Origin of the sequence: Parvularcula oceani, from assembly GCF_000733125.1 — a bacterium.
Lineage (GTDB): Bacteria > Pseudomonadota > Alphaproteobacteria > Caulobacterales > Parvularculaceae > Parvularcula > Parvularcula oceani.
Window position 1 is genome coordinate 349,853 of record NZ_JPHU01000003.1, and the last position, 9,256, is coordinate 359,108.

A 9,256-nucleotide genomic window follows, 5' to 3' on the forward strand; every position below is an offset into this window, starting at 1 on the left:
GGATGTCATGAACGAGAACAGAGGAAGAAGTCGTCGACGCCGATCGTCAGGATGGCGCCGCTCTTGCGAAGGCTGGAAGCGGCGTTCCACCCCTCGCCGGCATGGGCGAGATAGGTGAACCTCCCGCGCCGCTCGAGCGGGTAGAGCCCCGTATCGACGAGGCTCTGAAGCGCATCGGCATGGCTGGAGAAAGGGTTGAAGACGACGAGGATCGTTCCCTCTCCGGGCATGGTCAGAAAGGGCAGCGAAATCGTCATCGCCCAGGCCGAGAAGAGCAGGACGAGAGCGGGCAGCCTCGTCTTCGCCGGCCCGGCCGCTCGCGCAGGCGCGGACCTTGCCGGAGCTGCATTGCGCAGCATCCGCGACTCCGTTTCCCGTGCACGATCCGAGATCGACATCTGTGCCTGCGCCCTGCCCCTGCACCGCGTTCGGCTTTGCCCTGCCATCGCGACGCTATCTAAATTGAGCGGGACCTCTGCTCTCCCGCTCGTGATACCTATCGAGCACTTGTCTTGAGACATCGTGAACCGAGTACGCGAATCGCGAGGCGCGGCCTGCGGAGCGATATTGTCCCGATCCGGATCGGGTCTAGTCTCGCTGCGGACAGGACCTTCAGGAGACGCCATGACCCGGACCGAGCGCACCGTCACCGATCCAGACGAGTTCTGGCTGGACCAATCGAAGCGGCTCGACTGGGACAAGGCGCCGAGCGTCGCGGGCGAGTGGTCCTGGGCGGCCGACGACCTGTCGATCCGCTGGTTCTCGGACGGTGTGCTCAACGCCTCTGTGCAGTGCCTCGATCGTCATCTGGCCGGGCATGGCGACCGCACCGCGATCCTCTGGGAGGGCGACGAGCCCGGCACCTCCCAGGCCATCTCCTATGCGCAGGCCCACGAGGAGGTCTGCCGCATGGCGAATGTCCTCAAGGCGCGCGGCGTGAGCAAGGGCGACCGCGTCATCCTCTACATGCCGATGGTGCCGGAGGCCGCCTATGCCATGCTCGCCTGCGCGCGGATCGGAGCGATCCATTCGGTCGTCTTCGGCGGCTTCAGCCCCGAAGCGCTGGCAAGCCGGATCGAGGACTGCGGCGCGACCGCGGTCATCACCGCCGATGAGGGCCGGCGCGGCGGCAGGACGATCGCGCTCAAGGCGAATGTCGACGCGGCGCTGAAGAGGGCGTCCGGGGTCCGCCTCGTCCTGACGGTGAAGGTGACGGGCGGAGCGGTCGGCTTCGAGCCGGGCCGGGACATCTGGTGGCATGAGGGGCGCGAGGAAGTGCCGGCGGACTGCCCGCCCGAGCCCATGGCGGCCGAGGACCCGCTCTTCATCCTCTATACCTCCGGCTCGACCGGAAAGCCGAAGGGCGTGGTGCACACGACCGGCGGCTACATGGTCTATGCGAGCTACACCCACGGCCTCGTCTTCGATATCTCCCCCGAGCGGGACGTCTATTGGTGCGCGGCGGATGTCGGGTGGATCACCGGGCACAGCTATATCGTCTACGGACCGCTCGCCAATGGCTGCACGACCCTGATGTATGAGGGCGTGCCGACCTATCCCGATGCGGGCCGGATCTGGCAGGTGGTCGAGCGGCACGGCGTCACCGTCCTCTACACCGCGCCCACGGTGGTCCGCGCGCTGATGCGGGAGAGCGACGAGCACGTGAAGCGGCATGACCGCTCCTCGCTGCGCCTGCTCGGCTCGGTCGGCGAACCGATCAATCCCGAAGCCTGGCGCTGGTACCGCGACGTCGCCGGGGAAGGCCGCTGCCCGATCATGGATACGTGGTGGCAGACCGAGACCGGCGGCATCATGATCAGCCCCCTGCCCGGCGACCCGATGGAGAAGCCGGGCGCGGCCACCCGGCCCCTGCCCGGTATCGAAGCCGCGCTCGTGGATGCGGAGGGCGGCGTTGTGGAGGGGGCGGCCGAGGGCAATCTCGTCCTCACCCGCTCCTGGCCGGGGCAGGCGCGCACGGTCTGGGGCGATCACGAGCGCTTCGCGCAGACCTATTTCTCGACCTATCCGGGCCGCTATTTCACCGGCGACGGGGCGCGCCGCGATGAGGACGGGGATTACTGGATCACCGGCCGGGTCGACGATGTCCTAAACGTCTCCGGGCACCGCATGGGCACCGCCGAGATCGAGAGCGCCCTCGTCGCCCATGAGGCCGTCGCCGAGGCGGCGGTCACGGGCTACCCCCATGACGTGAAGGGGCAGGGCGTGCACTGCTATGTCGTCCTCAAGGAAGGAAGGGCCGGAGGCGAGGATCTGGTGGCCGAGCTCAAGGCCCGTATCCGGACCGAGATCGGCCCCGTCGCGACGCCCGACCGCATCCAGGTCGCGCCGGGTCTTCCCAAGACCCGCTCTGGCAAGATCATGCGCCGCATCCTGCGCAAGATCGCGGAAGGACAGCCCGGCCAGCTCGGCGACACCTCGACGCTCGCGGAGCCCGAAGTCGTCGACGCCCTGATCGAGGACGCGCAGCGCTTCGAGCCGGGCAAGTGAGCATCAGCTGGCGACCGCCTTCAGCACGCCGATTTCCTCCGCCGCTCCCGCGGCCTGCTCCATCGTCTCGCCGAGCCAGACGGGCACCCCCGCCTCCTCGATTTCGGCGAGGTGGTCCGCGTTCTGCCCAGAACGCCCGTTCCCGGCGACGTCGCGGATGAAGACACCCGCAACCGAATCCGGATAATCGCGCACCACCTGCGCATAGACCTGCGGGTCCTTCTGGCCGTCATCGCCGAGGAGGAGGAAGCGGAAGCCCGGGTAGAAGGACAGGATCCGCTCCACCGCTTCGATCTTGTGAGCGACGTGGCCGGAGGAAATCAGCGTGTTCTCCGTGATGCCGTAATCCTTGAGGAACATCGGCCCGTGGGGGATGCCGTTGTGATCCATGAACCGGCGGATGAAGCCGTAGAGGTTCCACGGGCTCGAGGAGACGTAGAAGACCGGGTTCTCCGGCGCCTCCTCGCGCAGGGCCAGCCGCGCATAGAGCTCCGGGGCGCCAGGAACGGCGAGGCGCTCCTCGGGCCGCTCCACCAGGACGCGGCGCCAGTTCCTGAGGAAGTTGGTCGCGCCGGTCTCGATGATCGTGTCGTCGATGTCGGAGATGACGCCGAGCGTCTTTTCGCTGCCCGGCGCGAGGACGGGGAGGTCGTAATCGGCTTCCTCGGTTTGAAGATCGAGGGCGCTGATGCGCGCCGTCTCCCAGCGGGTGCGCGGCGGCAGAGGGCGGCTTATCCCGTCGAGTTCCAGCACGAAATAGCCCTCTTCGTCCGTCACGACCTTGTGCCGCTCGCCTGCGACTTCGACCGCGAGCCGGACGCCCGGCACCTCGTCGCTTTCGTAGATGTCGAGCATCGTCCGCATGCGGGACAATGTTCCCTTTCCCGCGGCCACCGCCCGGCGCCCATGAATCACCCGCCCCGAAAGGAACAGGCGCTGCGCGTTCCGGTAGCCCGCATAAGGCAGGATCTGCACGCAATCCGGGGGCCTTCGTCCGAGCAGCCGGTAGCGCAGGGCATCGAGCCCGCTCTCCGCCGCCGCGATGCCCCGCACCGCATAGCCGCCCGCTCTGTCCAGCACCTTCATCCGCTTACCCTCGCCGCAAACCTGGGAGGATAAGTCCGCAGGAGCGAGCGGCCAGTCCGCTAGTCAGCGAAGTGGCGCTCCGCGAAGTCGAGGAAGGCTTCCCAGTTCGGCCCGTTCGTGTGCCCCCCTCCATGCTGGCGGAAGGCGAGCGTGCCGCCCAAATCTTCCGTGCCCGCCCCTTTATAGAGGATGTCCGCCACCCCCTCCTCGCCGAGAAGCGTCCAGACGGGGCTCGCCGCCCGCGCCGCGAGGAAGATGCCGCGCGGATCGACCCAGGCATCGCCCTGATCGGCACTGCCCGTCCCGACGAAGAGCGGGCGCGGGGCCGACAGCGCGATCAGGCCGTGCGCGTCGACCGGCAGATCGTCCCAGCCCAAAGGCCCCGCATAGCGCAGGAAATTCCCCGCCATCCAATGATACTCGCCGGAGCTCGCGAGGTTCTCCAGCGTCTCGCCATTGTCGCGGCGATAGAGCGAGCCGCCGCCCTCCCCCGAAGAGCCGCTGAAACCGGCGGCGAAGCGGGTGTCATAGGCCATGGCGACCAGCACCGCCTTGCCGTAGCGGGACAGCCCTTCGATCGCGACGCGGTCTCCGTCCACCGCCGGGGCGGCCTCAAGGGCATCGAGCGCCCGGCTCGCGCCCCACGCCCAGGCGCGCAGGGCGCCCCACTGGTCCTGCGTGCGGGGCCGGCCCCTGTTCGCAAGGCCGATGATCCCGCGGGAGAGGCCATCGCCCCTGTCCGGCTGAACCGAGGTCGGCACGAGCTCGGCATGGGCCCAGCCGCGAGAGAGAACCCGCTCCGTCGCGCTCGGCCCTTGGGGCCGCATGCCCTCCGGCAGCTCGACCCCGGGCGGCAGGCGGAAGACGAGGCTGAGCACCGCCGGCACCGGCCCTTCCGCCTCGGCAGGCAGAGTAAGTGTCAGATCGAGCGTCACCTCGATGCCGGGACAGGCCGAATTGTCCACCCGCCCCTCATAGGTCCGGATGAGGGCGGGAATGCCGCCGATCTCCGCCGCCTCCTCCGAGATGACGACCCAGTGCACGGGCGGCACGTCCTCCGGCACGCGGCCGTATATCTCCCGGTCGAAAAGCGCGATCAGCTCTTCGCGCCGCTTCCCCCAGTCCTCAGCCCCGACCGCCTCGCCCTCCTCGTCTACCAGCAGCGGCGGCAGGCGGGGATAAGGGTTCGAGGCCGCCTCGTCGTAATTGGCGGCGTTCGGAGCGTCGGGGTCCATGCCGTTGCGGCCCGGGCGCAGGGCCTCGATGCCGAGCGTGTCCATCATGCGGCGGTGATCCGCCTCCGCCGACAGCGGCTCGCCCGCCGGGCACGCCGCCTCCTGCGCCGCCGCAGGCAGGGCACCGAGCATCAGCGCCGCCGCTAGGACGCCTCTTCCCATCCGCATGGCCCGCTCCTCCTCCTGCCGACGGGCGAGGCTAGCCAGCGTGCCGTCCGGCGGCCAGTGTCAGCCGGAGGGATAGCTGTCCAGGCGCAGGCGGCGGTGCGCCTCTGCGGGCAGGCCCGCCTTCAGCGCCTCGAGAATCCCGTTCGCCTGCTCGGGCGAGAGGTGGCCGGCAAAGCCGCCGACCTGGCCCTTGCGGGTGCGCAGGCTGCTCTCCTCGCTCCGGTCGTAGCTGTGCCCCGGCAGGCCGGTTCGCAGCTCCTGTTCGCGCATGCGGTCGAAGGCGCTCGCCTCCGCCGCCTGCGCGATCCGCGCCTCGTCCACGGGCCAGCCGAGAAAGCCGATCACCTCGCCCAGTGCCCCGGCGGTGTCGGCCTTCATGTCCTCATAGCGCAGGACGAGATGGGCGTGGCGGGAGAGCCCCTCGCCCCAGCCGCGATAATAGCGCAGGAGCCGGGGGACGCCGAGATCTTCAGAGGCGAGGAAGGCATCGATGCCGCCCTCGAAATTGCGCTTGTGCCGGGTGGCGTGGAAATAGGCCGAGACCATCATGTCGCGCGGGTCGCGCACCATGAAGACGACGGGCGCATGCCCGAACCGGCCTCTGCGATAGCCAAGATGGCTCACCGCCAGGAGCGGCAGGTCCTTCCGCCCCTCCCGCAGGCGCCGAAAGGCGGGCAGGCCGCGCACCGGGTCGCCGTCGAAATTCGGCACCAGGGAGAAGGTGCTCTGCATGTCCACCGAGAGCCCTGCGCCGTATTGCGCGTTGAGGTAGTGCGACAGCGCATAGCGCGTCCAGGTCCGCCCCGCCTTGAGATAGGAGGCGAGAATGCCGTCCGCCTCTCTCGCCGCGCGGCGGCGCAGCCCGTAGACCGCGAATTTGCGCCGCGCGATCCCGCCCGTGCGGACAGGATCGGCCAGCAATCGCAACATGCGTGCCTGGGACACCGCTTTCCCCGAAACCCTTTCCCGGGAAAGAGCCTATCAGGCTTCTTTCCGGCCCGAAGCCTCATGCGCAGCCACAAAGCCGCCCGCCCCCCTTGCGCCTCACGAGGTCGTGCCCACCTGCCGGGGACACGCGAACAGAAAGAGAGACGTCATGAGCCAGGCAGCACAGGCAGGCGACACCGTCCGCATCAACTATACCGGCGCCTTCGCCGATAACGGCGCCAAGTTCGACAGCTCCGAAGGCCGCGATCCGCTGGAATTCCAGCTCGGCGCGGGCCAGATCATCCCGGGCCTCGAAAAGGCCATCACCGGCATGGAAGTCGGCGAGCAGAAGCAGGTCACCGTCGCCCCCGAAGAGGGCTATGGCGAGCGCGACGAGCAGCGCATCCAGTCCGTGCCCCGCGCCCAGCTGCCCGACGACATCCCGACCGAGCCCGGCACCCAGCTCGCCATGCAGACCCAGGACGGCCAGACCCTGCCCGTCACGGTCGCAGAATCCACCGCCGACACGGTGACGCTCGACGCCAACCACCCGCTGGCGGGCCGCGAGCTGAAATTCGATCTGGAGCTGGTCGAGATCAAGTAAGGCGAATTCAGAGCCTTAGCGGAAACCCGAGTGGGCGTGGCCCGCTCGGGTTTTTTTATGGGCTGACGCCTGCGGCGACGGGCCTTGCGGCCCGGCTCGCTCCTGGACGTCGCGCATTCCTGGTGCTGACGCCTGCGGCGACGGCGCGGAGCGCCGGCTCGCTCCTGGACGTCGCTCGCTCCGCGGGAGCGGGGTGCGTGGGTGGCGGGCGCGGAGCGGCCTGTAGGGTGGATCATGATCCACCATGACGCCGGTGCCATCGGCGCTGCTCTCTGCGCTCCGCGCACGCGTCATCATCCGTCCGAGCCGGTTTTGCAGAAGATGAGGGTCCCGCGCGCGGCTTCCGTGCCGACGGAGGGTCTTGTGTTACTGTGTCGGCTCGGTTCGGGCGTCCCACACCCTCGCCGCGCGCGGCGCGAGGCCCTTTCGGCTCTTTCAAGCCTCTCGCCGGGGCCCCTCCGGAGCTCGCCCGGCGCGTGCCATCCCCGTCACGAGTGACGGGCACGCAGGCTCCGCGGCACCGGGCAGAGCGGTGATGGATCCCGCACAGCCCTCTCCCGGCGCGAGGGGTGAGTATGCAGGAGGAACAGAGGGCGGGGATAAGCGTAGGGTGGATCGTGATCCACCATGACATCGGTGCCGCGTCCGCGCCGCCCGCCGCATCGCGAGCAGCGCCCGCTGTTCCGAGATGGGCCCCGGCGTTCCGCTGCGCTCCAGCCGGGGTGACGCCCAGCTCTACCCGCTGTCACCCCGCCCCCCCGCGCCGGGGCCCATCTCGGAAAGAGGCAAGGGGTGCAATGGCGGGCCGTGAGGCGCGCCCTCCCCGCAAGCCCCGTAGGGCGGCTGCCCCGCTCCGAACCCCGCCCCCGGCGAACGCCGTCGCGGCAGCCGCGCGCGATGGCGGAGCCAGGCGCACGAAGCGGCCCCGCCGCCACGCGGCTGCCGCGACGCCGCAAGAGCCGCCAGACACCGTGCAGGGCAGCCGCCCTACGCCGCCACCCCGAACGCCCCCTCCAGCGCCGCGCGCAGCGCGGCCTGCCGCTCGGCCTCGGTCAGCGTGTGGCGAAGGCGGAGGCAGGGGAGCCCGGCCCGCGCGAGCGCGGTGTCCTTTATCTTGTCCCGCCGCTGCGCCTTCGCGCCCTCATGAAGGGGGCCGTCATATTCGATGGCGAGCACAGGGCGGCAGAGCCTGTCCGTGACGAGGAAGTCGAGCCTGCGCCCCTCGATCGCGATATAGGCGCCGCCCTTGTCGTAACGGCTGCCCGCATCAATCACCTCCGGCAGGGCGACCTGGCCGAAGACCTGCGCAGGCAGGCCCAGCGCCTTCACCTCCCGCCGGATGGCGGCGAGGGTCTTCAGCTCAGCGCCGTTGAAGAGCGGCGTCAGCGAGAGCGGCGCGGTCCGGACGCGGTCGAGGGCGGTGGTTTTGGCGGGTTTCGGGTCGTCCTCCGGGGGGTCGTCAGGCGCCTCGTCCGGTTCGGGGACGGGCGGGGCCGGAGGTGAGGAGGGTCCGCCGAAGAGCGAGCGGAGGATAGCGAACAGGCGTGCGAGCATGAGTGTCCCGTCTGTGACCAGATACGTGGGCGCTACTGTGGCACAGCTACACAGTGGTTCATGCGCAGGACAAATACAATGCCGCCTGCCCTAAACAGCGGCAGTGGTGTGACCTCAAGGCGCCATCTGTTGTTGCGTGACCTCAAGAGCTGCTTCATCGAACAAGCGCAGACCCGCAGCAATCGTCTTCACATCGTTCAGAATCGCACTCTTGGTCTCATCGGTACGTATACGGAGTGAATGTGCAACTTTTCCGCGTTTAATGCCGAATGCATCTAGCGCATTGGAGGTTGGCAGATCGACTTCGTGTGGGGGCAACCCTACCCTCTCTAATAGGTAGGCTTGGTCTTTTGCTTTTATCCCGTTGTTCGAGCCTATGTCCTTCTTCAGGTTCTTATAAGCTGCCTCACAAAAAGACTTTAAGTCGGATGCGATTGACCTTGTGACTTTCTTCCTCCCTTTACTATCAGAAACCTGCTCCACGGCCTCGAATGCTACCATGTGCACTATAGCCGAGTTATGATGCTGCCGTCATGAAGCTTACTCATCGCCTCGTCAGCACACCATAAAGCGATTTCTTCAATATATTGCTCCATCGCTGCATGGGACAGAAAAATAAAGGACTGTACCTGTAGATGATGCAACTCTGTTGAGCAGGTATGGTCTGGAACATCATCTAGCATAATTTTTATCGATTCCAGCCCGGAAATCATTTTCCCGTAAGCCACCGTATCTTTGTGCATTACTGTTCAGTGTTAGGCTGAGAGATTGCTGGTATATTGAGCTCCAGACCGGAAGCGTTAGCTAACGCTCCATACCACTTTTCGAACCTAGTCCGCGTAGCGGCCACCGTCTTCGTCGTCGTCTCCACCGACCTTCGGAATTCGGTGTCGCGCGACACTTCCTCGAAAAGACGAACAGTCTCCTCAGGGTTATCTAACACCCATTTCCTAATTCTTGGCCGCGAAAAGCTTCCAACAAGCACATCAAATATTGCTCGATTGAATCGAGTTTCATAGCCATCTTCAGTGAATTTTCGGCAGAATTTGTTCTCAGGGAATATCTCTACACCACACTCTATTCCCTCGTTCATCTGAGCCAGTTTTATTCTGACCTTTTCCTCCTCCCCATCATCCTCCGCAAACAGTCTATTGTATCTTTCACTAGTTGAATC

At 66.9% G+C, this 9,256-nt stretch carries 9 protein-coding genes and 1 pseudogene; 2 read left to right on the forward strand and 8 right to left on the reverse strand.

Translation table 11 applies throughout. The features are described 5' to 3' along the window. Positions 1 to 5: 5 nt before the first annotated feature. Positions 6 to 359: a hypothetical protein gene (locus IE88_RS0105935; RefSeq protein WP_031551562.1), complete on the reverse strand. Its 354-nt coding sequence runs from the start codon at positions 357 to 359 to the stop codon at positions 6 to 8. 265 nt (positions 360 to 624) lie between these two features. On the opposite strand from IE88_RS0105935, the gene acs reads away from it, so the two are divergent. After that, the gene (acs, locus tag IE88_RS0105940) at positions 625 to 2,508 is read left to right on the forward strand and encodes an acetate--CoA ligase (protein ID WP_036766648.1); all 1,884 of its coding nucleotides are present in this window, start codon (positions 625 to 627) and stop codon (positions 2,506 to 2,508) included. Between the two features lie 3 nt (positions 2,509 to 2,511). On the opposite strand, the gene IE88_RS0105945 is transcribed toward acs, so the two are convergent. Genes IE88_RS0105945 through IE88_RS0105955 form a run of 3 tightly spaced genes read right to left on the reverse strand, consistent with a single transcriptional unit; the run spans position 2,512 to position 5,942 of the window. Then, positions 2,512 to 3,594 (reverse strand): App1 family protein, encoded by a 1,083-nt coding sequence (locus IE88_RS0105945; RefSeq protein WP_051881558.1) that lies wholly within the window; start codon positions 3,592 to 3,594, stop codon positions 2,512 to 2,514. 59 nt (positions 3,595 to 3,653) lie between these two features. Continuing rightward, positions 3,654 to 4,997 (reverse strand): alpha/beta hydrolase family protein, encoded by a 1,344-nt coding sequence (locus tag IE88_RS0105950; RefSeq protein ID WP_036766650.1) that lies wholly within the window; start codon positions 4,995 to 4,997, stop codon positions 3,654 to 3,656. Positions 4,998 to 5,057: 60 nt separating this feature from the next. After that, positions 5,058 to 5,942, reverse strand: a complete 885-nt coding sequence (locus IE88_RS0105955; protein ID WP_156032417.1) for a sulfotransferase domain-containing protein — start codon at positions 5,940 to 5,942, stop codon at positions 5,058 to 5,060. A gap of 151 nt (positions 5,943 to 6,093) precedes the next feature. On the opposite strand from IE88_RS0105955, the gene IE88_RS0105960 reads away from it, so the two are divergent. Then, on the forward strand, positions 6,094 to 6,528 hold the full coding sequence (locus tag IE88_RS0105960) for an FKBP-type peptidyl-prolyl cis-trans isomerase (RefSeq protein WP_031551575.1): 435 nt from the start codon (positions 6,094 to 6,096) through the stop codon (positions 6,526 to 6,528). 987 nt (positions 6,529 to 7,515) lie between these two features. Here IE88_RS0105960 and IE88_RS17170 read toward each other — a convergent pair. The 4 genes and pseudogenes from IE88_RS17170 to IE88_RS18670 all read right to left on the reverse strand — a co-directional run. Further along, positions 7,516 to 8,082 (reverse strand): DUF2726 domain-containing protein, encoded by a 567-nt coding sequence (locus tag IE88_RS17170; RefSeq protein ID WP_031551578.1) that lies wholly within the window; start codon positions 8,080 to 8,082, stop codon positions 7,516 to 7,518. Positions 8,083 to 8,196: 114 nt separating this feature from the next. Then, positions 8,197 to 8,583, reverse strand: a complete 387-nt coding sequence (locus IE88_RS18085) for a hypothetical protein (protein WP_156032419.1) — start codon at positions 8,581 to 8,583, stop codon at positions 8,197 to 8,199. Between the two features lie 5 nt (positions 8,584 to 8,588). Then, positions 8,589 to 8,825 (reverse strand): hypothetical protein, encoded by a 237-nt coding sequence (locus IE88_RS18090; protein WP_156032420.1) that lies wholly within the window; start codon positions 8,823 to 8,825, stop codon positions 8,589 to 8,591. Beyond that, positions 8,825 to 9,256 (reverse strand): annotated as a pseudogene (locus tag IE88_RS18670) (hypothetical protein); the annotation flags it as partial. The gene IE88_RS18090 and the pseudogene IE88_RS18670, both read right to left, overlap by 1 nt.